This is a genomic window from Methylocaldum sp. 14B (assembly GCF_002005105.1).
GTDB lineage: Bacteria > Pseudomonadota > Gammaproteobacteria > Methylococcales > Methylococcaceae > Methylocaldum.
This window is the reverse complement of sequence record NZ_MSCV01000024.1, coordinates 1-24,474: the sequence shown is the minus strand read 5'-3', so window position 1 is coordinate 24,474 and position 24,474 is coordinate 1. Positions and strand designations below refer to the sequence as shown.

Below are 24,474 nucleotides of genomic sequence, written 5' to 3'. Positions count from 1 at the left end.
GGCTCTCTCGTTCGAAACGAATTAGGGACGATTTCCGCGAAGGAAGCAGGTCAAGAAAACTCAAGACCCTCGAGATTTTTTCGCACTCGGCGCTTCGCTTTCTAGCCGAACGTTCTCGGCGTTTTGTCTCGAATACGCTTCCACGCTGACCTTCAATTTCTGTCCCGGCTTGAACGTCACCACACGGCGCGCGGTGATCGGAATCTCTTCACCGGTTTTCGGATTTCTGCCCGGCCGCTGATTTTTGTCGCGAAGATCGAAATTGCCGAACCCGGACAACTTCACTGAATTTCCTTGCGCCAGCGCGGCCTTGATCTCTTCGAAAAACTGATCGACCAACTCCTTGGCATCCCGCTTGTTAATGCCGTGGTTCTCGAAAAGCCTCTCAACCATGTCTGCTTTGGTCAGTGCCATCTTTTCAATCTCTCAACCTAGCATTGAATTCTCTGCTCAGACGTTCCAAAACGCGTCCTACTGTTTCATCGATCCTGGCGTCGGTCAAAGTTTCGGCCTCATCCTGCAACACCAAACCGAGAGCGACGCTCTTCCGACCGGTCTCGACACCCTGCCCCCGGTAAACGTCGAACACCACGACCTGGCGCAAGATAGAGCTACCCACTTCTTTCACGCACTCGATCAAACGATCGATCGTGACGGATTCATCGACGATGACCGCGATATCCCGGCGCACCTGCGGGAACTTCGATATTCCGTGGAATACCGGAATTTGCCTTCCCAGCAGCACGTCTTGATCGAGCTCGAACAGAAACACACTTTGTTCGAAGCTTAGTTGCTTTTCCAGGCGAGGATGCAGCATTCCGATCCAACCAAGCCGTTCACCGTCGAGCCGGATTTCCGCCGATTGCCCAGGATGAAGCGCCGGATGAGCAGCGGCGACAAATTCCAAACCAGCCTCCCGGCCGGTCAGTTTGACGATGCCCTCGACATCGGCCTTCACGTCGTAGAAATCTACGGAGCGGGCCGCTTCTCCCCACTGCTCTTCATGTACCGCCCCTATCGCCAGGCCAGCGATAGATTTCCGCTGTTCGATGCCGTCATCCCGCCTCGCGAAACGCAGACCTGCTTCGAACAGGCGCACCCGGTTCTGCTGGCGGAACGTGTTCTTGAGAGCCGCGTCCAGCAAACCGCACCAAAGGCCGGTGCGCATGACGGCCAAGTCGGAGGAAATCGGATTCTTCAAGGCCAAATAGGGAATTTCCGGCTCGATCAGCGCCTGCCGAGCTTCGTCCACGAAACTGTAGGTAATCGCCTCCTGGTAACCGCGATCGACCAGGAGGTTCTTAACCCGGTCCAGATCGAGTATTCGTTCGGACACCGGACGCATCGCCGTCGCCATGACCGGATGGCGGCGCGGCAACGATTCGTAGCCGTAGACCCTTCCGAGTTCCTCGATGAGATCGGCCTCTATGGCGATATCGAAACGAAATCCGGGCGGCGTCACGGTCCATCCCTCCGGATGGTCCGCGAGAGTCATTCCCAGCCGTTTGAGAATTTCGGCGACCTTCGGTCGCTCGATGCTCATGCCGAGCAGACGGGTAATCCTCTCGTAACGCAGCGGAATCGGCGCGCGTCGCGGCAAATGCGGGGGGCTGGCCGCTTCGACGATGGGTCCCGCTTCTCCGCCAGCAATGGATAATATAAGTTCGCTGGCCCGCTCGATGGCACGAGTCTGTAATTCGGGATCGACACCTCTCTCGAAGCGATGGGACGATTCGGTATTCAGCCCGTAGCGCCTAGCCTTGCCCATGATCACGCTCGGCGTGAAAAAAGCGCATTCGACGAAAATATCGGCAGTGCCATCGCCCACCGCGGAGTCGCTGCCGCCCATGATGCCCGCCAATGCCAAGGCTTTTCGTTGATCGGCGATCACCAAAACATCGGGGTCCAGCGCGACTTCCTCGCCGTTCAAGAGGCGCAGCTTCTCGCCCGGCGCCGCATAGCGAACGTGGATGCCGCCCTCCAGCTTGGCCGCGTCGAAGGCGTGCAAAGGTTGTCCCATTTCCAAGAGCACATAATTGGTAACGTCAACTACCGCATCCAGCGATCGGATACCGGCGCGCCGCAAACGTTCGCGCATCCATAGCGGCGTCTGAACGGTACGCGATACGCCTTTGATCAGCCGCCCCAAATAGCGCGGGCACGCTTCGGGTGCGGAAACGCTCACCGGGTGCTCTTCTCGAATCGTTGTAGGAGCGGCAGGGACGTCCGGTACCGCCCAATCCAGAGCGTTGAGCGAGGCCACTTCGCGCGCAATGCCTTCTACGCTTAGACAATCCGCGCGGTTCGGTGTCAGATCGACCTCGATGATGCAATCGTCCAGCTTCAGATAATCCCGAACATCGGCCCCCACTGGAGCATCCGAGGGCAATTCCATCAGCCCTGTTTGGGGATCGTCTATTCCCAACTCCTTGGCCGAACACAGCATGCCGAACGAGGCGATGCCGCGAAGCTCCGATTTCCGAATGGAAACATCCCCCGGCAGACGTGCCCCTTCGATGGCGAGCGGCACGCGCATCCCGGCCCGGACGTTGGGCGCTCCGCATACTATTTGAAGAGGCTCACCGGAACCGCCGGACACCAGACAGACTCGCAGCCGGTCGGCCTGTGGATGCGGCGAGACTTCGAGGACTTCGGCCACGATAACGCCGCTGAACGATGCAGCGGCGGGTTCGGCGCTATCGACCTCAAGACCCGCCATCGTCAACTGATGAACCAGTCTTTGCGTGTCTATCGATGGATTGACGTATTCTCGTAGCCAGGCTTCGCTGAAGCGCATGGGAAGGACCGTATGTTGTTCTTAAAATGCCGCGAATTGCGAGAGAAATCTAAGATCGTTCTCGAAGAACAGCCTGAGGTCGTTGATGCCGTAGCGCAGCAACGCGAGCCGTTCCACGCCCAAACCGAAGGCGAAACCGGTATAGCGTTCCGGATCGATTTTGACGAATTCGAAAACCCGCGGATGGATCATCCCGCAACCCATTACCTCCAGCCAACCGGTCTGCTTGCAAACGCGGCAACCTTCGCCTCCGCACATGACGCACTCGATATCGACTTCGGCGGACGGTTCGGTAAACGGGAAATAAGACGGGCGGAAACGTACCTGCATGTCCTTTTCGAAGAACAAGGTCAGGAACTCGTAGAGAATACCCTTGAGGTCGGCAAAGCTGACGTCCCGATCGACGACGAATCCTTCCACTTGATGAAACATCGGGGTGTGGGTCAAATCGGAATCGCAGCGATAGACGCGGCCCGGCGCGATGACCCTAAGCGGCGGGCTCTGGGTCTCCATGATCCGCACCTGCACCGGTGAGGTATGGGTACGCAGGAGGGTGTGCTCGTCGAAATAAAAAGTGTCGTGCATCGCCCGCGCGGGATGATGGGCGGGTATGTTCAATGCTTCGAAGTTATGGTAATCGTCCTCGACTTCGGGGCCTTCGACGATGTCGAATCCGATGTTCTTGAATAGTTGGCTAATGCGCCGCAACGTCAGAGTGACCGGATGGAGCCCTCCCGTACGCTGCCCGCGCCCCGGCAGGGTAACGTCGATGGTTTCCCGCTTGAGACGTTCTTCCAGCTCGCTCGCCTCCAGAACGCTCTTTCGGGCCTCCAAATCGGCTATAAACCGGTCTTTGGCCCGATTAACCCGGCCTCCGGCCTCCCGTCGCTGTTCCGCCGGAAGCGTACCGAGTTCTTTCATGCGCTCGGTAAATACACCTTTCTTGCCGAGATAATGTACTCGCACTTGATCGAGTTTTCCGAGCGTATCGGCCTCGGCCACTTGCTTTCTGGCCTGCACGAGAAGCTCTTCAAGGGGTGTACTCACAGCCTTGCTCGCTTGGACAACGGTTTTGAAATGAAGAACGGGAAAAACTCGGGGCGAGTCTTTCCCGTGAAGATCAGGCGCGGGCTAACCCTGGGCGATCTTGGCCAATTCAGCGAACGCATCTTTGTCGCGAACAGCCAAATCCGCCAGAACTTTACGGTCGATTTCGACGGACGCCTTTTTTAGGCCATCCATAAAACGGCTATAAGACAGTCCGAATTCGCGTGCCGCGGCATTGATTCTCACGATCCAAAGCGCACGGAATTGGCGTTTTCTCTGTCTGCGATCCCGATAAGCGTATTGGCCGGCTTTGATAACCGCCTGCTTGGCAACGCGATAAACTCGGCTACGGGCGCCGTAATAACCTTTCGCCTGCTTGAGAACCTTTTTGTGCCGGGCTCTCGCAGTGACGCCTCGTTTTACTCTAGGCATGGGCTTCTCTCTCGATGGGCAAGAAAAAATCAGCTATAAGGCAACAAGCGAGTCGCGCTCCGCACATCCGAAGGGTGCAAGGCAGCGGGATTGCGCAGTTGGCGCTTTCTCTTGGTGCTCTTCTTCGTCAGAATGTGACGACGATGCGAATGATTGCATTTGAAACCGCCGGACGCAGTACGCTTGAAGCGTTTCGCTGCGCCGCGATTGGTCTTCATCTTAGGCATATAAATCTCCAACAACTCAAGATTATTTTTTTCTCTTCGGCGCAAGCGTCATGCTTAACTGCTTACCTTCCATTTTCGGAAACTGCTCTACGACGGCGTGCTCCACGAGGTCCGTCTCGATCCGCTTCAGAAGGTCAATGCCTAATTCGCGATGACTCAGTTCTCGACCGCGAAACCGAACAGTGACCTTTGCCTTATCGCCGTCCGATAGAAAGCGAATGAGATTGCGCAGCTTGACCTGGTAATCGCCCTCGTCCGTACCCGGCCGGAATTTGATTTCCTTAACCTGAATCTGCTTTTGCTTTTTCTTGGCCGCTTGCAGCTTCTTATTCTGCTCAAAACGGAATTTACCGTAATCCATTACCCGGCAAACGGGAGGATCGGCTGCCGGCGAAATCTCGACCAGATCCAGATTCGCATCATAAGCAATTTGCCTGGCTTCTCTGGTCGACACGACTCCTACTTGATTACCGTCGGGTCCGATCAACCTGACAGTGGGCGCCGTGATCTCTTCATTCAGGCGCGGCTCTTTTCTTTCAGCAGTGATATCCTATTCCTCCGAACGCAATTATTGAAACGCAGCGCGACTCGCCACCTCGTCGGTAAACTTGCCGATCAAATCCGGCAAGCTGAAACCGCCTAGATCCTGGCCTTTCTGTGTACGAACAGAAACGGTACGGGAATCCAGTTCTTTATCGCCGACGATTAATAAATAAGGCACACGCTGCACGGTATGCTCGCGGATTTTAAAGCCGATCTTCTCATTTCTCAAGTCGGACTTTACCCGAAAGCCTTGTTTTACAAGCTCCGCAGCCAATTCGGCGGCATATTCGGCTTGATTTCCGGTAATGTTGAGCACCACCGCCTGAACCGGCGCCAGCCAAAGCGGAAAATACCCTGCGTAATGCTCGATGAGAATGCCGATGAAGCGTTCCATCGATCCTATGATCGCCCTATGCAGCATGACCGGCGTATGGCGGGCATTGTCTTCGCCCACGTATTCGGCACCGAGACGCCCCGGCATCATGAAATCCACCTGAATCGTCCCGCACTGCCATACCCGACCGATCGCATCCTTCAACGTGAACTCGATCTTGGGGCCATAGAAAGCTCCCTCACCGGGCTGCAATTGGTATTCGATGTCTTGCGCGGCCAAAGCAGCCATCAGCGCAGCTTCGGCCTTATCCCAAATTTCATCGCTGCCGAGCCGCTTGGGCGGGCGCGTGGACAGTTTGTACTGGATATCGGTAAAGCCGAAATCCGCGTACACCTTACGCAAGACACCTATGAATGCGACAACTTCCGCCTGAATTTGATCCTCGGCACAAAAAACATGGCCATCGTCCTGATTGAAACCGCGCACACGCATGATCCCGTGCAAGGTGCCGGAGGGCTCGTTGCGATGACAGGAACCGAATTCCCCGAACCGGATCGGCAGTTCGCGATAGCTATGCAGATGCTGTTTGAAAACCTGGATGTGACCGGGGCAGTTCATGGGCTTTACCGCATACTCTCTATTCTCGGACGCGGTAAAAAACATATTCTCGTGAAAGTTGTCCCAGTGGCCCGAAGCTTTCCAAAGGCTTACGTCCAGAATCTGAGGACAGCGGATTTCTTGATAGCCATTCTCACGGAACACCCGGCGCATGTACTGCTCGACCTGCTGATACAGCGCCCATCCATTGGGATGCCAGAACACCATTCCGGGAGCTTCCTCCTGAGTATGGAACAGGTCCTGCAGCTTGCCGATCTTGCGATGATCGCGCTTATCCGCCTCTTCCAGCCGATGCAGATAGGCGTCCAAATCCTTCTTGTCGGCCCAGGCGGTGCCATAGACACGCTGCAGCATGGCATTGCGGGAATCCCCCCGCCAATAGGCACCCGCCACCTTCATGAGCTTGAAGGCTCTAAGCTTTCCGGTATCCGGCACATGGGGACCGCGACAAAGATCGGTAAAATCCCCTTGCGAGTAGAGGGAGATTTGCTCGCCCTGAGGTATGGCTTCGATAATTTCGGCCTTATAGTGCTCGCCCTGGTCACGGAAAAATTTGACGGCTTCTTCCCGACGCATCACCTCCCGCCTGACGGGAATCGCCTTTGCCGCCAATTCCGTCATTTTCTTTTCGATTGCCTCGAGGTCTTCCGGCGTAAAGGGACGTTCGAAGGCAAAATCGTAGTAAAACCCGTTTTCCACCACCGGACCGATCGTCACTTGCGCGCTCGGATACAACGCCTTAACGGCCTGAGCCAGCAGATGGGCAGTTGAATGGCGAATAATCTCCAGCCCGTCCGCGTCCTTACCCGTGACGATTTCGACTGCGGCGTCATGTTCGACAAGAGTCGACAAATCGACCAGTTTCCCGTCGATTCGACCAGCCAATGCCGCCTTAGCCAATCCCGGACCAATGGACTGCGCCACCTCCATAAGCGTTACGGGGTGATCGAATGTGCGAGCGGAACCATCCGGCAGACGTATCACGGGCATCAGTCGAAACCTCTTCAACAAAAAAAGCATCGCCCAGCGATGCTTTTCGGAATTGGTAGGCGCGATTGGACTTGAACCAACGACCCCCACCATGTCAAGGTGGTGCTCTAACCAACTGAGCTACGCGCCTAAAATCAAGAGACGCAATTATAGAGCTATTTTTTGTTTAATTAAAGCCTTTCGTTCTCATCGCATTTAAGCGGCAAAATTTCACGGGTGGCAACGACGGGAATTGGTTATGATGGCCACTAGATGTGAATTCGGCAGGAGCAGTTCTGTCCAATTAAGAGGAAAGCAGTTCCGCAAGGGTGATAAACATGGCCATGTCACCGATCGAAACCTCGATTTCGGAAGTTTGTTTGGGTAGATCGAAGTTGTTCCGATTAGTATTGTTATGGATAACGCTCTTAAGCATAGCGGGGTGCGCAACCAGCCCGTTTTCGAAACCCATTCGGACGGCGACGAAAACGCAGCCATCGTTCTCGGAAATCAGCGCCCGCCCCGACGCCTACAAAGGCAGGACGGTCATGCTGGGCGGCGTGATCGTCCAAACCAGCAACCGCCCACAGTTCACCGAAATCGAAGTCTTGCAAAAACCGCTAGAAAGTTCGGATCGCCCGGAAGACGTCGACACTTCCGCCGGACGATTCCTGATTCACTGCAACCGCTTCCTGGATTCGGCGGTCTATGCGAAGGGACGCGAAGTGACGGTCGCCGGAGAGGTCCAAGGCAAGGAAACCAAGCCTCTCGATCAAATCAACTACACCTACCCGGTAATCGGTTGCAAGGAAATTCATCTTTGGGCCAACCGGCCGACTTACACCTATTATCCGACGCCATACTGGTACGATCCTTGGTGGCGAGGCTGGCCCGGCTATTACCCTTATTGGTACCCTTATTGGTAAGACTCATTCAACTCAAAAGGCTGCAACGCTACTGTGAGAGAATCTCGGATCTCGAAAAAGGACATCCGATCCGGCTACCCAATATCCTGGCCCCGCTTTCTCGGCCTGGCCGCCTTACTTGCGATCACGCTACAACTCAGCGGTTGCGGCTCGGTACTGTCGCGAGCGACCATGGACCAGGTCGATCCGAAACTTTCGCCCGAAACTGTCCTGAATAACCCAAAAGCGTTTATCGGCCAAGCCATTCTCATCGGCGGAACTATCCTTAGCGCCGAAAATCTACAGGAAGGCACGTTAGTCGAAGTACTGACCTATCCCACCGATAGACGAGGCGAGCCGGAACTCAGTGAGCCCGCATTGGGCCGATTCTTAATATTGTATCCCGGCTATTTAGACACACTCATCTACGAACAAGGCCGGCGAATTGTTGCAGCCGGTCGCGTCATCGGCGAACGCACGACGGAAACCGGCGAAGCGACTCGTGCATTTCCGTTGTTACGTCCTTTGGAGATCAAACTGTTATCCGAATATGACACCGGACCTCGGATCGGTATTGGCTTAGGCGTTGGATTTGGCTTTTGATCGATGATCATAGCCTCGCGTCTTGCCGGTCCCTGCAACACTCAATCCCACCCGATAAACCAGTTAGAAAACGTGCGGATTGAAAATCCATTCGATGCTATCCAAAATGGCGTCGCGTGCATTCGCCAAGGCGGATGCTTTTTCCAATTCGTGCTCTTTGAGGCAACTCTATGGAAAGATTTGCAGCCCCTTAAGGATTGTTAGTTAATGCCCATCTCTTATTTTTTATTTTTATAGTGAAAAAATGATTAACGGTTTACTCGACCTCCCCTGGTGGGGACTTATTGCCGTTACGCTCGGTCTGACCCACATCACCATTGCCAGCGTCACGATTTTCCTACATCGCCACCAGGCGCATCGCGCTTTGGACCTTCATCCGGCGGTCAGCCATTTTTTTCGGCTCTGGCTGTGGCTGACAACTGGCATGGGCACCAAGGCCTGGGTCGCGATTCATCGCAAACACCACGCCAAATGTGAAACCCCGGAAGACCCCCATAGCCCTCGCGTGTTTGGCATAAGCAAGGTCTTATGGGAAGGCGCGGAACTCTACCGGACCGAAGCAGCCAATCCGGAAACCTTGGATCAATACGGCTACGGCACGCCTGATGACTGGCTGGAGCGAAAACTTTACTCGCCGCACCCCGGTCTTGGCGTCGCGCTTATGTTTCTCGCCGACGTTGCGCTGTTCGGCTTCTTCGGCATTACCATTTGGGCCGTACAAATGCTCTGGATTCCCTTTTGGGCAGCGGGCGTAATCAACGGCCTGGGGCATTTCTCCGGTTATCGCAATTTTGAAACCCGCGATGCGTCCACCAATCTCTTCCCGATAGGCTTACTGATCGGCGGCGAGGAACTTCACAATAACCACCATGCCTATCCCTCTTCGGCGCGGCTATCCTCCCGTTGGTGGGAATTGGACATCGGGTGGGCCTACATTCGCCTGATGGAACTATTGAAGTTAGCAACGGTTCGCCGGGTTGCTCCAAAAATTCGCATTCTTCACGACAAGAAATTGATCGATTTGGCGACAATACAGGCCGTAATGCGTAACCGGGTCCATGTGCTGGCTTTATACGGCCGTAGCGTGGTGCTTCCGGTCCTGCGTCAAGAATTAAAGACTGCCCTCCCGGCATCCCGACGCCTGCTCCGCGATGCAAAGCCGCTCTTGGTTCGAGAGGATATCCAATTCGATGAGGCCGCCACCCACATCCTTGATCGAGCACTGAACTTGAGCCAAACACTTCACACCGTTTACCAATTCAAGGAGGAATTGAAACAGCTTTGGGCGAACTCTTCAGTCGGCTACGAAGCACGTGTGCAGTCGCTCAGAGAGTGGTGCCAACGAGCGAAGGAGACTGGCATCCAATCACTTCATGAGTTTGCCGACTTGTTGCACGGCTATACCATTACAAATCGGCTGTCCGTCAATTATTTACCCAGCACTTAAGCCAAGCACCACTCACATGCTGCCGTGCGGCGTCTCATGTGAGTCATGATATGGTCGGGAAAGTAGCGACCTGTTCATCCAGGATCAGGCTTTCTCGGCCTTCCGCAACGATCATTTGCGATTGATAAGAATCCCCGATTTACTTGGCGCACCGGTCCTTAGGTCGGCAATCCATAGCGACAAACCCATTGCGTAGAAAAAGGATTTTCGACTTACAAGTCGTGCAGCGCTGTAAGCCGGAATAAGCATTTCCGCGGGTTTATCCATGTAGCTTTGGACAGCGATGCCAAGGACACGGGCCCAAAGCTGAAAATGCTTCAAAAAAAAGCCCCATCCGAAGATGGGGCTTTTTTACACTTAAATGATCGGTCGGCGATTACATCATGTCGCCCATGCCGCCCATTCCACCCATGCCTGCCGGCATCGGAGTCTCTTCCTTCGGCTCTTCGGCAACCATTGCCTCAGTGGTGATCATGAGACCCGCCACGGAACCGGCGTTCTGCAGCGCGGTACGGGTCACTTTCGCCGGGTCCAGAATGCCCATGGCGACCATATCGCCGAATTCGCCGGTTGCTGCGTTGTAGCCGAAATTTCCGGAACCCTCGGCTACCTTGTTCAGAACCACGGACGACTCGTCGCCGGCATTGGCCACGATCTGGCGCAGCGGCTCTTCCATCGCGCGGCGGGCGATGCTGATGCCGACATCCTGATCGTGGTTTACGCCTTTCAGATCCTTGATCTTTTGCAGAGCGCGGACCAGAGCCACGCCGCCGCCCGGCACGATGCCTTCTTCAACCGCAGCGCGGGTCGCGTGCAACGCGTCTTCCACGCGGGCTTTCTTCTCCTTCATCTCGACTTCGGTGGCCGCGCCGACCTTGATCACTGCCACACCGCCGGCCAACTTCGCCAAGCGCTCTTGCAGCTTTTCTCTATCGTAGTCCGACGTGGTCTCTTCGATCTGCTTACGGATCTGGGTGATACGGCCCTGGATTCTTTCCTTAGCGCCGGCGCCATCGATGATGGTGGTCTCTTCCTTGCTGATCTGAACCTTCTTGGCATTGCCCAAATCGTTCAGACTCGCTTTCTCCAGGCTCAGACCCACTTCTTCGGAAATTACGGTGCCGCCCGTCAGGATAGCGATGTCTTCCAACATGGCTTTACGGCGATCGCCGAAACCGGGCGCTTTAACGGCGCAAACCTTGATGATGCCGCGCATGTTGTTGACGACCAAGGTCGCCAGCGCTTCGCCTTCGACATCTTCCGCGATGATCAGCAGCGGACGACCGGCTTTAGCGACGCCTTCGAGTACCGGCAGCATGTCGCGGATATTGGAAATCTTTTTCTCGCAGATGAGGATCAGCGGGTTTTCCAGCTCGGCGCTCATGCTTTGCTGATTGTTGATGAAGTACGGCGACAAATAGCCGCGGTCGAACTGCATACCTTCGACGACATCCAGGCTGTTTTCAAGGCCCGAACCTTCCTCGACCGTGATCACGCCTTCCTTGCCCACCTTGTCCATCGCTTCGGCAATGATCTTGCCGATGCTCTCGTCTGAGTTGGCGGAAATGGTGCCGACTTGAGCGATCGCGTTGCTGTCGGTGCAGGGAACGGACATCTCGTGGATAGCGTCGACGGCGGCGGTGACCGCCTTGTCGATACCGCGTTTCAGATCCATAGGATTCATGCCGGCGGCCACGGCCTTCAGGCCCTCGACCAGAATCGATTGCGCCAGAACGGTGGCGGTGGTGGTGCCGTCGCCCGCGACATCGGAAGTCTGAGACGCGACTTCCTTCACCATCTGAGCGCCCATGTTTTCGAACTTGTCGGAGAGCTCGATATCTTTCGCCACGGATACGCCGTCCTTGGTGACGGTCGGCGCGCCGAAACTCTTTTCGAGCACCACATTGCGGCCTTTCGGACCCAAGGTCACTTTCACCGCCTGTGCCAGAATATTGACCCCGCGAACCATGCGGATCCGCGCGTCATCACCGAATCTTACGTCTTTCGCTGCCATTACGATTTACCTTCGTTGGTTGATGTTGAATTCCGGGCGTGCTCAGTCTTCGAGCACAGCCATGATGTCGTCTTCGCGCATGACAAGGATATCCTCGCCATCGAGTTTCACCTCGGTGCCGGAATATTTGCCGAACAGCACCTTGTCGCCCGCTTTGACTTGCAGCGCGCGCACTTGCCCGTTATCCAGAGTCTTGCCGTTACCCACCGCAAGAACTTCACCGCGCATCGGTTTTTCCGCAGCCGTATCCGGAATCACGATTCCGCCCGGCGAAGTCCGCTCCTCTTCGAGGCGCCTCACGATAACACGGTCATTCAAAGGACGAATTTTCATCATACTCTCCTGTTCCTACTGATGATGTATTGACTGACGAGCGGTCGACCAGACCCTAGCTTTGTTAGCACTCGACTAAAACGAGTGCTAATCATAGCCGTCGAATATTTCATGTCAAGATCAACGCTCCCCCACCACATGTGGAAGAGCTGCGCGAATCCGCGTTTTTCCTGGGTTAAGATTCGTGCGCAACCAGCTTCGAGAAAAGAACATGGACCGCACCGAACGCTTCTACAAAATCGATCAACTGATCCGCGACCGGGAAAACGTCTCTCAAAAGGCGTTTCTTGAAGAATTGGGTATATCGGCAGCCACTTTCAAGCGTGATATCGAATATATGCGTAGTCGATTCAACGCGCCGATCGTTTGGGACCGAAAAACCCGCGGCTACCGCTTCGGGCCCCATGGCGGCGATGCGGCCTACGAGCTGCCCGGCCTTTGGTTCAACGCCTCGGAAATTCACGCTCTTCTCACCATGCGCCAACTGCTCGCAGACCTTCAGCCCGGACTGCTCGAACCGCATATCCAGCCGCTGCTCGCTCGCCTCAATGCCCTGCTCGGCGCCGGCGATCACGAGTGGCAGGAAGTCGAAAAACGGGTCCGGGTGTTCCATGTCGCACGGCGAACGGTGGATCTACAGCATTTCGAAGTGGTTGCGACGGCTCTGCTCAGACGCCGCCGGCTGCGAATTGTCCATTACAACCGCAGCACCGATGAAACATCCGAACGCACGGTGTCGCCGCAGCGCCTGATCCACTACCGCGAAAACTGGTATTTGGACGCCTGGTGCCATCTCCGTGAAGCGATCCGAAGCTTCGCCGTGGATGCGCTCCGCTCCGCATCGGCGCTCAACGAACCCGCCGTAGACATCCCGGACGAAGAGCTGGATCGAGAACTGGCATCCGGTTACGGCATCTTCTCCGGCGCCGAAATCCACTGGGCGGAATTGCGTTTTACGCCCGAACGCGCGCGCTGGGTCAGCCATGAAATCTGGCATCCCAAGCAAAAGACCCGGTTCGAGCCGGACGGCAGTTACACCCTCGAAATCCCCTACGCCGACGACCGCGAACTGATCATGGACATCCTCAAGCATGGCGCGGACGTCGAAATCCTCGCTCCCGAATCGCTCAGGAGCAAACTGCAAGAAACGGTTCGGGCAATGGCGGCCCGCTACGAATAAAAATTTTTACCGATAGAGTTAGTGGCTCACGCCCTGAGCGACTACCTGTCGTAGAGTATCTCCGTCGTTACACCCATCGGAGATACGATCATGTTCAACGTCTTCTCTTCCATCCGCAAAATCCGGAACGCTCGGGCTTCTGCAAGCTCCGCCACCAGCCATCCCGCCTGTCCTTTACAGCCGAGCCCGTTATCCCGCCAAACGCCGGATGCTTCGGCGCGCGTCAACTACGATATTCCGACGTACATCCGACGCGGTATCAAACTCAGCAGCTTGAACTAAGAAACAAGCACGGAACGGCACGATAAATACCAAGCCGAGAATTCGATACAATGACCATATTAACTGGTCATATAGTATCGAGGTATCAATCATGGAAATCACCGCAGCGGAATTCAAAGCCAAATGTTTGAAACTGATGGACGAGGTCAGCAAAACCCATGAGCCCGTCGTCATCACCAAGCGAGGCAAACCGATTGCCAAACTGGTACCGATCGAAGAACCGTCGGAAACCCAATTCGGTTACATGAAAGGCACGGTCACCGTTCTGGGCGATGTCGTTTCCCCTATCGACGAACCCTGGAGCGCGTTAACGGGCGACGAGGATGATCTCTACCGTGATCTCGCGCCGGGTGGACAACCCAACGATGGATGCCGGGCAAATAAATGAACGGACTGTTGCTGGATACCCACGCGTGGCTTTGGTACGCGGAAGGCAATTCCGAGCGCTTGCCGGCGGATGCGGTCGCACATATCGAAGCCATGCGCCGACAGTCGAGACTATTCGTTTCCACGATTTCCATTTGGGAAATCGGCATGTTGCAGAACAAACGCAGACTTACGCTCTCGGCGGCGTTCAATGTTTGGGTCGAGCACGCAACGGCTCTACCGGGGCTTCGATCACTGCCTCTGGATGCCGAAAGCGCGGTGGAAAGCACCCAGCTTCCCGGATCGATCCACGGCGATCCCGCTGATCGTTTTCTTATCGCTATTGCGCGAGTCAAGGGGCTGCATCTGATGACCGCCGACGAGAAGATCGCCGAGTATGCGCGGGAAGGTTATCTCAAAGTTTTCGGTTTGGCGGGCTGAAGGAAATCACATTGCCCGAAGACGATGTAAAAGGCCCAAATCCCTTATTGGAGTCCATGTAAATGTATGGAGGTGCGGTGATCTACTATGCACACAGCGATAACAAGGCCGGATCCAAGCATCCACTAGCAGAGCATTTGCGGGACGTTTCGAAACTCGCAGGAAAATTCGCGGAAGCTTCCAGCTTCGCGGACGAAGCCGGCCTTGCCGGGCTCTTGCACGACCTCGGGAAATATGGCGATCGGTTTCAGGCACGGCTTGAAGGAAAGGACCATGGACTGGATCACTGGTCGATAGGTGCTTGGCTGGCGCTACAAAAGGACTATCAAGCCGTCGCTGCGGCGCTGGCGATTCAAGGTCATCACATTGGCCTGCAATACTTGCGCGGGTCCGAGTTGGCGAAACTAAACCCGACCAAGCTCGTTCAAAGCCATCCCCAACAACTCAGTTTGAGTGAAACGGATCTGGCAACCCTCAAATCACGCCTCCTCGCCGACGGTCTGACTCCGGCAAAGCCCGAGAAAACTGTCTGTGGAACGGAAATCAGATCGGGCTTCGATCTTATGCTCGACATTCGCCTGCTGTTCTCCGCCCTGGTCGATGCCGATTTCCTCGACACCGAAGCACATTTCCAAGGCGGACCGGACGGCAAGCGCCACCGGCCGGACGGGCCGAAGTTGCAAGCTAGCGATGCGCTGGAAATTCTGCTGGCCCATATCGACAAACTCGGCCGCAGTTCGAAGGCCGATCCCGGAGTGGCAAAAGTCCAACAATGGCTGCGCGACGACTGCCTGAGCGCCGCGGAACATCCGCCGGGGCTATTCACACTGACGGCACCGACCGGCAGCGGAAAAACCCTCGCCATGCTCGCCTTCGCCCTGGCGCATGCTGCGAAATACGAATTACGACGGGTGGTCGTCGTCATCCCGTATCTCTCGATCATCGAACAGACGGCTGCCATTTACCGAAGTCTGTTCGAACCGCACTTCGGTACCGACTATGTCTTGGAACATCACTCGCTGGCCGGTTTGGGGAAGGAAGAGTGCGGGTCCGATGCGGAGGGGGAATTTGGTGACTCCGACGAACGCCGACGGCGACAACTCTCGGAGAACTGGGATGCGCCGATCATCGTTACGACCAGCGTGCAGATGTTGGAATCATTGTTTTCGAACCGGCCGTCCGCCTGCCGCAAGCTTCACCGCCTGCCCCGGTCCGTGATTCTGTTTGACGAGGTCCAAACGCTGCCCGCGCCGCTGGCAGTACCGACGCTGGCGACGCTTACTCACTTGGCTCACGCCCATAAGAGCAGCGTCGTGTTCGCGACGGCAACGCAGCCGGCGTTCGAGCATTTGCACGCCCATGTTCGAACGCATGCGCCAGCGGACTGGCAGCCTCAAAAAGTCGTTCCGGCACCGGAGCGCCTATTTACACCGATGCAGCGAGTTAAAAGAATATGGGCTGATCCAAGCCAGCCCGTAGTTTGGCCGGAATTGGCCGAGCAAATCCGTGAAAAACAGCAAATCCTGTGCATCGTCAATCTCAAGCGTCACGCGCGTAAGCTTTGGGAAGAGTTCGACGATCCGAATACCTTTCACCTTTCCACAAATCTTTGCCCTGCGCACCGGCAAGTGTTGTTGGCGGATATCCGTGAACGGCTTGCCACGGATAAACCAGTACGCCTGATCGCCACCCAATGCGTGGAAGCCGGTGTGGACCTGGACTTCCCATCGGTTTTTCGCGCTTATGGCCCGCTCGAAGCTATCATCCAAGCTGAAGGCCGTTGCAACCGAGAGGGAAGACTCGTCGATTTGGGAGAGCTGCGGATATTCATGCCCGAAGACGAAAACTATCCACCGGGCGGTTACCGCCAAGCTGCGCAAATCACCAAGATGCTGTTACAGCGGTTCGGGCCGGAAGGCATGACATTGGATAACCCCGATTTCATCACGGCCTACTATCGGGAGCTTTACGACATCGGAAAACCGGAGGCTTCGAAAAAAACGGAGGAACTCCTCCAATATGTCCGGGAAGGCTCCTTTCCGGATGTTGCTCGCACTTACCGCCTGATCGAACAGGATGCCATTAACGTAATAGTGCCCTACCAGGGAGAAATGGCCTTGTTCGAAGAACTCCTCCGGATGGCGGAAGAAACCGGATTAACCGGAGAGTTCATCAGAAAGGCACGACCGCTCGCTGTCAGCCTGTTTCGCCCCGAATCTGGTAGCCCGGTATGGGACAGTCTGTTGGAAGTTCAGACTCTGAAAAAAGGGCGACGGGGGCGACAAGAAGAATGGTATATCGCCGCGAAATCCGAGCACTATCATCCGCAATTGGGTTTCATGCCGCCGGAAAGCTTGAATTTGTGGATTGCATGAACCATGCGATTAAATCAGTCATCAGCCGCCGAATAAGACTCACTACTACAATTGATCGAGTGCATTGCTCGTTCGAATTATGACAAAGGGGGGATTACTCATGCGTGGACAAACGCACTGCTTGGAAGTGTGGGGCGATTTCGCTTGCTTCACCAGGCCGGAAATGAAGGTCGAGCGCTTCAGTTACCCCGTCATTACGCCGTCCGCCGCCCGCGGCATCTTCGACGCGATTTATTTCAAACGGAGTTACGGGTTCTACTGGCAAATAGAGCGGGTAGAAGTTTTGGCATTTCCGAAATACGTCGCTCTGCGCCGCAATGAAGTAAAAGACAAAGCTCCCAGCGAACGCACGCTGTGGGCATGGATGGAACGAAGAGAGGAACCCGAACCATTGTGGGCGGACGGCGATCGGGACTCCCTCGGCACCGATCAGAAAGGGCGCACACAAAGGCAAACCATGGCGCTTCAAGACGTGCGCTACCGGATTCACGCCCATATTCGGTTACGACACGAAACCCACGACATTCGCGAACTCGACGAACAATTCGCCCGCCGTGCACGAACCGGCAAATGCTTTTACCAGCCCTATTTCGGCTGCCGCGAATTCCCGGCTTATTTCGAACCCGTCGACGAGACCTCTCCGCGGAAACCAGCAATCGGCCTCGATTTGGATTTGGGTTGGATGCTGTATGACGTATTCGACTTGAATCTTGCCAACGATTCTTTCGGAAAACCCTCCATCAGCGTATTCCACGCTCGAATGTCACGCGGAGTGATCGAAATTCCGCCCTATAACAGTTCCGAAGTCCGTAAGAACGAGGAAGCCGGACATGCTTGATTCGGTTCTTAAGCAAGCCGGTAACTCCGAGCCAGGCTTTTCCGAAAAGACCGTCAAATGGCTGATTACCTGCACGAGCGAAGGGCAATTTACCGGGCTGGTCTCTTTAGGCGAAGGCAGAGGCCGTACATTTTCTTCCTGCCCGAATCTGACCCAACCCGAATTGGTCGGCGGCGGTGAGGTACGCAGTCATTTCCTGATCGAAGGACTCCCTACTGTCGCTCTGTATCTTGATCCGAAAGCCGACGAAAAAGAGAAAGCCAAGTTCGAAGCAAAGCACGCGTATTTCATTCATCTACTTAAGCAGGCCGCGGAGCATGCGCCGTATTTGACTGTTGCGGCGAGCCTTCTAGAAAATCCCGAGGCGCTGGCAGCAATTCGGGAAGAACTGCGCGGAGCTAAAGCCAAGTTCACCGAAACCGCAACGCTGCGTATCGACTCCATCACTCCCTTAGAACGAGACGAATGGCGGAACTGGTGGCGGACATTCCGCTCGGGCCTACGAACCGCAAAAGGTAGAAAAGCATCGCCGATGCGCTGTCTCGTTACCGGGGAACTGATCGAGCCAGCCCCTACTCATCCCAAAATCAGCGGCTTGGCAAGCGTAGGGGGTCTCCCTGCCGGTGACGTCCTGGTGGGTTTCGACAAAGCCGCATTTCAATCCTACGGACTGGATCAATCGGCCAACGCCGCCATGTCCGAGGAAATCGCAACGGCCTACACGGAAACCCTCAAACAGCTCATCGCCAAAAAGAGCGTCAAACTCGCCAACACTCTTGCCGTCTATTGGTACACCGAGACTCCCGAACTACCTGATGAAGAGAATCCGCTCAGCTGGATAACCGAAGCACCGGAACTGACCGCCGCAGGCGCCGAAGCCCTGGCCCGCGATCTGCTAGAAGCCATCCGCGAGGGCAAGCGCCCCCCCGACCTTGCCAACAATCGTTATGTCGCCCTGATGCTATCCGGCCAAGCCGGCAGAGTCATGGTGCGGGACGTAATGCAGGGCTGTTTCGAGGAGCTTACTGAGCGTGTTGGTAATTGGTTCGATGACTTGGCCATCGTTACCCGCGATGGCAAAAGCGTGGCCAAATCGCCCAAGTTTCTCGCTGTAGCCGGAAGCTTGGTCCGCGATCTCAAGGATTTACCTTCGCCCTGGCTCCAACAGCTTTGGCGAGCGGCGATAACCGGCGCGCCGATTCCAACCTTCGCTTTGGCGCAAGCGGTTCTGCGCGCCCGCATCGACGTCATCAACCACAACCTCGCATCCCATCCCCGCATGGGTCTCTTGAAAGCCTTTCACATCCGACAAGGAGATCGAGCCATGAGCGCATATTTGAATCCGGAACATCCAAACTCCGCCTATCACTGCGGCCGTTTGCTGGCCGTCTTCGCTAGACTGCAACGAGCCGCTCTGGGCGATGTCGGCGCCGGTGTCGTGCAACGCTACTACACGGCCGCCAGCCAAACGCCGGGACTGGTATTGGGACGATTGGCCGCGAACGCCAAAAATCATTTAAGCAAGCTGGAGGGAGGCTTGGCGTGGTGGTACGAAAACCAGATCGCCGACGTAATGAGCCGGATTCGCGACCAAATTCCAGGCACCTTGACCTTGGAAAATCAAAGCCTGTTCGCCCTCGGTTATTACCAGCAGCTCGCCGCATTGAATGCCGGCAAAGGCAATGGCAATAGAAATTCAGGCATAGAGACTGATCAAAGCACTTCACCCGAATCACAAGACTAACAACAACGACAAGGATCACGGACTATGGCTATCGTAAACCGTTACGAATTCCTGTTTCTGTTCGACTGCGAAAACGGCAACCCCAACGGCGACCCGGATGCGGGCAATGCGCCCAGGATCGATCCCGAAGATATGCGAGGACTGGTTTCGGATGTCGCTTTGAAACGGCGGGTGCGGAACTATGTACAGATAGCGCGAAATAACCAGATGCCCAACGCCATTCTGGTGGAGCATGCCACCAATATGAACCGGCCGATACTTAAGGCGCATGAAGAAACCGGGGGTATCCCGGAAAAAGGAGCGTCCAAGAAAAAGGTCGGCGAAGCTAGGAAATGGATGTGCCAAAGCTTTTTCGACGTACGCACATTCGGCGCCGTAATGAGCACCGGCACTAACGCTGGTCAGGTACGCGGCCCGGTCCAATTCACTTTCGCCCGATCGCTCGACCCGGTCCTGCCGCTGGATATTTCCATTACGCGCATGGCCGTTGCCGAGGACGTCAAAGGCGCAAAAACGTCGGCGGAATTTCAGCAGTGGGAGGAAGAACAGCCCGAAGACAAACTCCGCACCATGGGCCGCAAAAACCTGATTCCCTATGGTCTCTATGCTGCCAAGGGTTTCATCAGCGCCAATCTAGCCCAAGATACAGGCTTCGGCGACGACGATTTGGCCTTGTTTTGGGAGGCGCTCGCCAATATGTACGACCATGACCGTTCCGCCAGCAAGGGTTTTATGTCGTGTCGCGGCCTTTACGTGTTCAAGCATGTCGGCACCGATTCGAATCTGGAACAGCGCAAACGCCAAGCGATGCTCGGTTGCGCTCCCGCTCACAAGCTGCTGGATATTGGCAGGACCCCGGAGGAAGGCAAAGTAATCGAGATTTGGCTGAAGAAACAACTTGAGACGGCATCGCCCCGTCGCTTCAACGATTACGAAATCAATGTCCGCGCAGATAGGATCCCCGCCGGTGTAGAACTCTGGATGTGGGACGCTGAACGCGGGGCGTTGGTCAAGCAATGACCGACACAAAACCACCTGATCTCATCCCCCTCTCCGCTCTCAACCAATACGCCTATTGCGCGCGGCGCTGCTTCCTCATTCACGGTGAGGGCGAGTTCACGGACAACGTGCATACCGTGAGCGGATCGCGGGAACACGAACGGGTCGATAACGCCGGCTATGAACACAAAGCCGATGTCCGGGTCGAGTATGCGGTACCCGTTTGGTCGGATCGCTTGGGGCTGACCGGGAAATGCGACGTACTGGAGTTTCGAGATGACGGAACGATTTATCCCGTGGAATACAAGCACGGTCCCAAACGGCGCTGGCTAAACGATGACCTGCAGCTCGCAGCTCAAGCCATGTGCGTGGAAGAAATAACCGGCAAACTCGCGCCCAAGGGAGCGATCTTTCACCAAAAATCGCGACGACGGCGCGAAGTGATTATCGACGATTCCCTTCGCTCGCTGGTGAAAGAGACGGCCTCAGCAATTCGCTCGATGCTTGCCGCAGGCGTCAGCCCACCTCCTATCGAGGACTCACGGCGTTGCGGGGAATGCTCTCTCAAGACGATATGCGAACCGGAGCTTCTGCGGGCGGTTGCCCATGTATCGAAATTGGCAGCCGGTCTGTTCCAGCCTGAAGAGGACGCCGTATGACCGTTCTTCTCAACACCCTTTACATCACCACGCCGGATGCATACTTGCGCCTCGAAGGCGAAACCGTGTGTGTGATGATCGAAGAGGAAAAACGGCTACAGGTACCGCTGCATCATTTGGGAGCCTTCGTGCTGTTCGATCATGTAATGCTGAGCCCGGCACTGCTGGGGCGCTGCGCGGAGGATGGCCGCTCCATCGTTTGGCTGGACCGGTCGGGACGCTTCAAGGCACGGCTCGAAGGCCCGGTCAACGGCAACGTGCTGCTGCGCCAGGCCCAGTATCGGGCGGCCGACGACGAGTCGCAAACGCTGGCAATCGCCCGCGCCACCGTCGCCGGCAAGCTGCGCAACAGCCGCCAGGTGCTCATGCGGGGTGCACGGGAAACCGACAGCCCGCCGGAGCGGGACGCACTGGTTCAGGCGGCGCGTCTCATCGCCAATCAGATCCGCAAGATCCCCCAAGCGGACAATCTCGACACGTTGCGGGGGCTCGAAGGCGATTCCGCGCGCATTTACTTCGATGCCCTGCCCTATCTGATGAAGCCGTCGGCCCGCGAAGCTTTTCCTTTCTCGACCCGAAACCGCCGCCCGCCGCGAGACCGCTTCAATGCTCTGATCTCGTTTCTCTACGCCTTGAAGCTGGCCGACTGCCGATCGGCGCTGGAAACGGTCGGGCTCGATCCGCAACTGGGATTCCTTCACGCGGTTCGGCCGGGGCGTCCGGCACTGGCGCTCGATTTGTTGGAGGAATTCCGCGCGCCCCTGTGCGATCGGCTCGCGCTGACCCTGATCAATCGCGGCCAGATTCAACCCAAGGATTTCGACGAACGGGAAGGCGGTGCGGTGCTGCTCAACGACAGCGGCCGGAAGACCGTGATCGCCGCGTATCAAACCCGCAAGCAGGAAACCTTGAAGCATCCGGTGCTGGATGCCGAGGTATCCATCGGTCTCTTGGCGCAATTGCAGGCGAGGCTGTTGGCCCGCTATCTACGCGGCGATATCCCGCACTACGTTCCCTTCCTGAACCGCTGAGGTAAACATGTTGCTTCTGGTCAGTTACGACGTCTCGACCGAAACCTCGGAAGGCCGCCGACGGCTCCGGCGAGTCGCCAAGGTCTGCCTCAACTACGGTCAGCGTGTGCAAAAATCGGTGTTCGAGTGCAAGGTCGAGCCGATGCAACTGGAAATCTTGAAGAACGACCTGCTGGACATCATCAATGAAGAGGAAGACAGCTTGCGGATTTACCGCATCGTAGAGCCGCTTGAAAAAAACGTCATGGAATTCGGCAAGTTCAAGGCGGTCGACTTTACGGATACCTTGATCGTATGAGTGCTCTGCCGATGCGCGAACTGGAAGCAATGGCAAAATGCCGGGACATTCGCGCAGACCATAAACTTATGACTTTATTCCCTTTCGTTGCCAAGAATTCAAAATTTCTTCCGGCTTTGACACTCCCGGTCCTCCCGTTCGCGCTTTCCTGCCGTTTTTTCCTGATTTATTCTTGCTTTGCCGAAAGGCTGTATCTCCCGGCTTAATAGCCGGGAGTGGATTGAAACTTCGCCAATTCCTTCGAGCTGCGGGAAAATAAGCGGTATCTCCCGGCTTAATAGCCGGGAGTGGATTGAAACTCCAAATCAATTTTGAATGCTTAGTGTTTAAGTGCTGTATCTCCCGGCTTAATAGCCGGGAGTGGATTGAAACTCAAGACCCGCTGCGGTTCGCCTACGGGTTCGGCCTGGTATCTCCCGGCTTAATAGCCGGGAGTGGATTGAAACCCGCGTAATCAGTGTACACGGCCAGTCCAATCATGTATCTCCCGGCTTAATAGCCGGGAGTGGATTGAAACTCGAGCCGGTCGGCGAGATCGTCGCGTACAGCGGGTATCTCCCGGCTTAATAGCCGGGAGTGGATTGAAACCGGCTTTGCGGTATCGACGAGTCACCCTGGGAAGATGTATCTCCCGGCTTAATAGCCGGGAGTGGATTGAAACATCGGAGATTACACCGCGCGGGCGTTCGAGTGGCGCGTATCTCCCGGCTTAATAGCCGGGAGTGGATTGAAACAACAATCAAGTCGGAGTGGTGGAACTTTACGGACGTATCTCCCGGCTTAATAGCCGGGAGTGGATTGAAACTGGACGATCACTATTTATCTACACCAGGTCTCAGGTATCTCCCGGCTTAATAGCCGGGAGTGGATTGAAACTGAAATCGACGCTCAGAACCTGTTCGGCAACATCGGTATCTCCCGGCTTAATAGCCGGGAGTGGATTGAAACGCTGTGCCTCGGCTATGGGCCTATGTCGATTGGCGGTATCTCCCGGCTTAATAGCCGGGAGTGGATTGAAACACTGGACGGAAAACAGTTCACGAACCCGGATTTCGTATCTCCCGGCTTAATAGCCGGGAGTGGATTGAAACCGCTCAACGTCCTGGGCTACCGCGTCCCGAACGGAGTATCTCCCGGCTTAATAGCCGGGAGTGGATTGAAACCCGTCACGGCATGGATTCCGACGAACACCGTGATGGTATCTCCCGGCTTAATAGCCGGGAGTGGATTGAAACTTCTCAGGGATAATCGAACGCTGTTGTAATATCGAAAGTATCTCCCGGCTTAATAGCCGGGAGTGGATTGAAACAATCGGAACGACGACGGAGACATAGCAATCAACGGTATCTCCCGGCTTAATAGCCGGGAGTGGATTGAAACTGGATATGCTTGTTTGTATAACTCCATCCTCGAGTATCTCCCGGCTTAATAGCCGGGAGTGGATTGAAACTACAGAAAACTATCGCCTCGCGAGCTTGAAGCGCGAGGTATCTCCCGGCTTAATAGCCGGGAGTGGATTGAAACATCCTGCCGCTGCATAAGAATCCGCTGGCAATACTGTATCTCCCGGCTTAATAGCCGGGAGTGGATTGAAACTTGTTCCAAAAAACCGTTGGAACCAGTCCATACGAGTATCTCCCGGCTTAATAGCCGGGAGTGGATTGAAACACGGAGATGGCGCGGTGGCTCCGGATTCCTCCGCGTATCTCCCGGCTTAATAGCCGGGAGTGGATTGAAACTTCTCGGCTAGTTCCTTCTGCATTACAGCGCTATCGTATCTCCCGGCTTAATAGCCGGGAGTGGATTGAAACCCGCTTAATGCGTTTCTCGTGTAACTCCAAAATGCGTATCTCCCGGCTTAATAGCCGGGAGTGGATTGAAACCAATTCGCCGTCACGTAATGCGTCATGAAATCGTGTATCTCCCGGCTTAATAGCCGGGAGTGGATTGAAACATGATTGCCCATTTAATTTTATGGGCAGAAGCGCGCGT

General features: G+C 55.6%; 22 protein-coding genes, 1 tRNA gene and 1 CRISPR repeat array. Of the genes, 13 read left to right on the top strand and 10 right to left on the bottom strand.

The features are described from left to right. Positions 1 to 60: 60 nt before the first annotated feature. The 8 genes from B2A78_RS16730 to B2A78_RS16695 form a co-directional block, all read right to left on the bottom strand. Positions 61 to 414 carry an integration host factor subunit alpha gene (locus tag B2A78_RS16730; protein WP_077731155.1) on the bottom strand — a complete coding sequence of 118 codons (354 nt, stop codon included), beginning with the start codon at positions 412 to 414 and terminating at the stop codon, positions 61 to 63. 4 nt (positions 415 to 418) lie between these two features. After that, on the bottom strand, positions 419 to 2,797 hold the full coding sequence (gene pheT / locus B2A78_RS16725; RefSeq protein WP_077731154.1) for a phenylalanine--tRNA ligase subunit beta: 2,379 nt from the start codon (positions 2,795 to 2,797) through the stop codon (positions 419 to 421). Between the two features lie 21 nt (positions 2,798 to 2,818). Continuing rightward, positions 2,819 to 3,844 (bottom strand): phenylalanine--tRNA ligase subunit alpha, encoded by a 1,026-nt coding sequence (gene pheS, locus B2A78_RS16720; RefSeq protein ID WP_077731153.1) that lies wholly within the window; start codon positions 3,842 to 3,844, stop codon positions 2,819 to 2,821. A gap of 84 nt (positions 3,845 to 3,928) precedes the next feature. Continuing rightward, the gene (gene rplT / locus B2A78_RS16715; protein WP_077731152.1) at positions 3,929 to 4,276 is read right to left on the bottom strand and encodes a 50S ribosomal protein L20; all 348 of its coding nucleotides are present in this window, start codon (positions 4,274 to 4,276) and stop codon (positions 3,929 to 3,931) included. 29 nt (positions 4,277 to 4,305) lie between these two features. Further along, positions 4,306 to 4,503, bottom strand: a complete 198-nt coding sequence (gene rpmI / locus B2A78_RS16710) for a 50S ribosomal protein L35 (protein WP_077731151.1) — start codon at positions 4,501 to 4,503, stop codon at positions 4,306 to 4,308. A gap of 22 nt (positions 4,504 to 4,525) precedes the next feature. Continuing rightward, a complete protein-coding gene (gene infC / locus B2A78_RS16705; protein ID WP_077731150.1) occupies positions 4,526 to 5,050 on the bottom strand; it encodes a translation initiation factor IF-3 in 525 nt (174 codons plus the stop codon). A gap of 21 nt (positions 5,051 to 5,071) precedes the next feature. Next, positions 5,072 to 6,988 (bottom strand): threonine--tRNA ligase, encoded by a 1,917-nt coding sequence (thrS, locus tag B2A78_RS16700; protein ID WP_077731212.1) that lies wholly within the window; start codon positions 6,986 to 6,988, stop codon positions 5,072 to 5,074. 53 nt (positions 6,989 to 7,041) lie between these two features. Beyond that, positions 7,042 to 7,118 (bottom strand) — tRNA-Val (locus B2A78_RS16695). 229 nt (positions 7,119 to 7,347) lie between these two features. On the opposite strand from B2A78_RS16695, the gene B2A78_RS16690 reads away from it, so the two are divergent. The 3 genes from B2A78_RS16690 (at position 7,348) to B2A78_RS16680 (ending at position 9,922) form a co-directional block, all read left to right on the top strand. Continuing rightward, positions 7,348 to 7,893, top strand: a complete 546-nt coding sequence (locus tag B2A78_RS16690; protein ID WP_166642486.1) for a Slp family lipoprotein — start codon at positions 7,348 to 7,350, stop codon at positions 7,891 to 7,893. Positions 7,894 to 7,926: 33 nt separating this feature from the next. Beyond that, a complete protein-coding gene (locus tag B2A78_RS16685) occupies positions 7,927 to 8,475 on the top strand; it encodes a Slp family lipoprotein (RefSeq protein ID WP_276205404.1) in 549 nt (182 codons plus the stop codon). A gap of 244 nt (positions 8,476 to 8,719) precedes the next feature. Further along, positions 8,720 to 9,922: a fatty acid desaturase gene (locus B2A78_RS16680; protein WP_077731147.1), complete on the top strand. Its 1,203-nt coding sequence runs from the start codon at positions 8,720 to 8,722 to the stop codon at positions 9,920 to 9,922. A 376-nt stretch (positions 9,923 to 10,298) separates the two neighbouring features. On the opposite strand, the gene groL is transcribed toward B2A78_RS16680, so the two are convergent. Beyond that, positions 10,299 to 11,936 (bottom strand): chaperonin GroEL, encoded by a 1,638-nt coding sequence (gene groL, locus B2A78_RS16675; protein WP_077731146.1) that lies wholly within the window; start codon positions 11,934 to 11,936, stop codon positions 10,299 to 10,301. A gap of 42 nt (positions 11,937 to 11,978) precedes the next feature. Beyond that, the gene (gene groES, locus B2A78_RS16670) at positions 11,979 to 12,269 is read right to left on the bottom strand and encodes a co-chaperone GroES (RefSeq protein WP_077731211.1); all 291 of its coding nucleotides are present in this window, start codon (positions 12,267 to 12,269) and stop codon (positions 11,979 to 11,981) included. A 211-nt stretch (positions 12,270 to 12,480) separates the two neighbouring features. On the opposite strand from groES, the gene B2A78_RS16665 reads away from it, so the two are divergent. The 10 genes from B2A78_RS16665 (at position 12,481) to cas2 (ending at position 22,482) form a co-directional block, all read left to right on the top strand. After that, positions 12,481 to 13,449, top strand: coding sequence for a WYL domain-containing protein (locus tag B2A78_RS16665; protein WP_077731145.1), 969 nt, complete (start codon positions 12,481 to 12,483; stop codon positions 13,447 to 13,449). A gap of 373 nt (positions 13,450 to 13,822) precedes the next feature. Further along, positions 13,823 to 14,119 (top strand): type II toxin-antitoxin system Phd/YefM family antitoxin, encoded by a 297-nt coding sequence (locus tag B2A78_RS16655; RefSeq protein ID WP_077731143.1) that lies wholly within the window; start codon positions 13,823 to 13,825, stop codon positions 14,117 to 14,119. Beyond that, entirely contained in the window at positions 14,116 to 14,538 is a 423-nt protein-coding gene (locus B2A78_RS16650; protein WP_077731142.1) for a type II toxin-antitoxin system VapC family toxin, read from the top strand. Before B2A78_RS16655 ends, B2A78_RS16650 begins: the two co-directional genes overlap by 4 nt. A gap of 77 nt (positions 14,539 to 14,615) precedes the next feature. After that, a complete protein-coding gene (locus B2A78_RS16645; protein WP_168175461.1) occupies positions 14,616 to 16,913 on the top strand; it encodes a CRISPR-associated endonuclease Cas3'' in 2,298 nt (765 codons plus the stop codon). A gap of 100 nt (positions 16,914 to 17,013) precedes the next feature. Further along, the gene (gene cas5c, locus B2A78_RS16640; RefSeq protein WP_077731140.1) at positions 17,014 to 17,751 is read left to right on the top strand and encodes a type I-C CRISPR-associated protein Cas5c; all 738 of its coding nucleotides are present in this window, start codon (positions 17,014 to 17,016) and stop codon (positions 17,749 to 17,751) included. Next, a complete protein-coding gene (gene cas8c, locus B2A78_RS16635) occupies positions 17,744 to 19,495 on the top strand; it encodes a type I-C CRISPR-associated protein Cas8c/Csd1 (RefSeq protein ID WP_077731139.1) in 1,752 nt (583 codons plus the stop codon). Before cas5c ends, cas8c begins: the two co-directional genes overlap by 8 nt. Positions 19,496 to 19,519: 24 nt before the next feature. Then, positions 19,520 to 20,515, top strand: a complete 996-nt coding sequence (gene cas7c / locus B2A78_RS16630) for a type I-C CRISPR-associated protein Cas7/Csd2 (protein WP_077731138.1) — start codon at positions 19,520 to 19,522, stop codon at positions 20,513 to 20,515. Further along, positions 20,512 to 21,153 (top strand): CRISPR-associated protein Cas4, encoded by a 642-nt coding sequence (gene cas4, locus B2A78_RS16625; RefSeq protein WP_077731137.1) that lies wholly within the window; start codon positions 20,512 to 20,514, stop codon positions 21,151 to 21,153. Before cas7c ends, cas4 begins: the two co-directional genes overlap by 4 nt. Next, positions 21,150 to 22,184 (top strand): type I-C CRISPR-associated endonuclease Cas1c, encoded by a 1,035-nt coding sequence (gene cas1c, locus B2A78_RS16620; RefSeq protein WP_077731136.1) that lies wholly within the window; start codon positions 21,150 to 21,152, stop codon positions 22,182 to 22,184. Before cas4 ends, cas1c begins: the two co-directional genes overlap by 4 nt. A gap of 7 nt (positions 22,185 to 22,191) precedes the next feature. After that, entirely contained in the window at positions 22,192 to 22,482 is a 291-nt protein-coding gene (gene cas2, locus B2A78_RS16615; protein ID WP_077731135.1) for a CRISPR-associated endonuclease Cas2, read from the top strand. 190 nt (positions 22,483 to 22,672) lie between these two features. Then, positions 22,673 to 24,436: a CRISPR direct-repeat array (repeat unit 37 nt; unit sequence GTATCTCCCGGCTTAATAGCCGGGAGTGGATTGAAAC). Positions 24,437 to 24,474 lie beyond the last annotated feature (38 nt).

What these genes read in the sequence shown, in the direction of transcription:
- B2A78_RS16730 (WP_077731155.1), bottom strand. Translation starts at nt 414, where the DNA reads ATGGCACTGACCAAAGCAGACATGGTTGAGAGGCTTTTCGAGAACCAC.
- pheT (WP_077731154.1), bottom strand. Translation starts at nt 2,797, where the DNA reads ATGCGCTTCAGCGAAGCCTGGCTACGAGAATACGTCAATCCATCGATA.
- rplT (WP_077731152.1), bottom strand. Translation starts at nt 4,276, where the DNA reads ATGCCTAGAGTAAAACGAGGCGTCACTGCGAGAGCCCGGCACAAAAAG.
- rpmI (WP_077731151.1), bottom strand. Translation starts at nt 4,503, where the DNA reads ATGCCTAAGATGAAGACCAATCGCGGCGCAGCGAAACGCTTCAAGCGT.
- thrS (WP_077731212.1), bottom strand. Translation starts at nt 6,988, where the DNA reads ATGCCCGTGATACGTCTGCCGGATGGTTCCGCTCGCACATTCGATCAC.
- B2A78_RS16680 (WP_077731147.1), top strand. Translation starts at nt 8,720, where the DNA reads ATGATTAACGGTTTACTCGACCTCCCCTGGTGGGGACTTATTGCCGTT.
- groL (WP_077731146.1), bottom strand. Translation starts at nt 11,936, where the DNA reads ATGGCAGCGAAAGACGTAAGATTCGGTGATGACGCGCGGATCCGCATG.
- groES (WP_077731211.1), bottom strand. Translation starts at nt 12,269, where the DNA reads ATGAAAATTCGTCCTTTGAATGACCGTGTTATCGTGAGGCGCCTCGAA.
- B2A78_RS16665 (WP_077731145.1), top strand. Translation starts at nt 12,481, where the DNA reads ATGGACCGCACCGAACGCTTCTACAAAATCGATCAACTGATCCGCGAC.
- B2A78_RS16655 (WP_077731143.1), top strand. Translation starts at nt 13,823, where the DNA reads ATGGAAATCACCGCAGCGGAATTCAAAGCCAAATGTTTGAAACTGATG.
- B2A78_RS16650 (WP_077731142.1), top strand. Translation starts at nt 14,116, where the DNA reads ATGAACGGACTGTTGCTGGATACCCACGCGTGGCTTTGGTACGCGGAA.
- cas5c (WP_077731140.1), top strand. Translation starts at nt 17,014, where the DNA reads ATGCGTGGACAAACGCACTGCTTGGAAGTGTGGGGCGATTTCGCTTGC.
- cas8c (WP_077731139.1), top strand. Translation starts at nt 17,744, where the DNA reads ATGCTTGATTCGGTTCTTAAGCAAGCCGGTAACTCCGAGCCAGGCTTT.
- cas7c (WP_077731138.1), top strand. Translation starts at nt 19,520, where the DNA reads ATGGCTATCGTAAACCGTTACGAATTCCTGTTTCTGTTCGACTGCGAA.
- cas4 (WP_077731137.1), top strand. Translation starts at nt 20,512, where the DNA reads ATGACCGACACAAAACCACCTGATCTCATCCCCCTCTCCGCTCTCAAC.
- cas1c (WP_077731136.1), top strand. Translation starts at nt 21,150, where the DNA reads ATGACCGTTCTTCTCAACACCCTTTACATCACCACGCCGGATGCATAC.
- cas2 (WP_077731135.1), top strand. Translation starts at nt 22,192, where the DNA reads ATGTTGCTTCTGGTCAGTTACGACGTCTCGACCGAAACCTCGGAAGGC.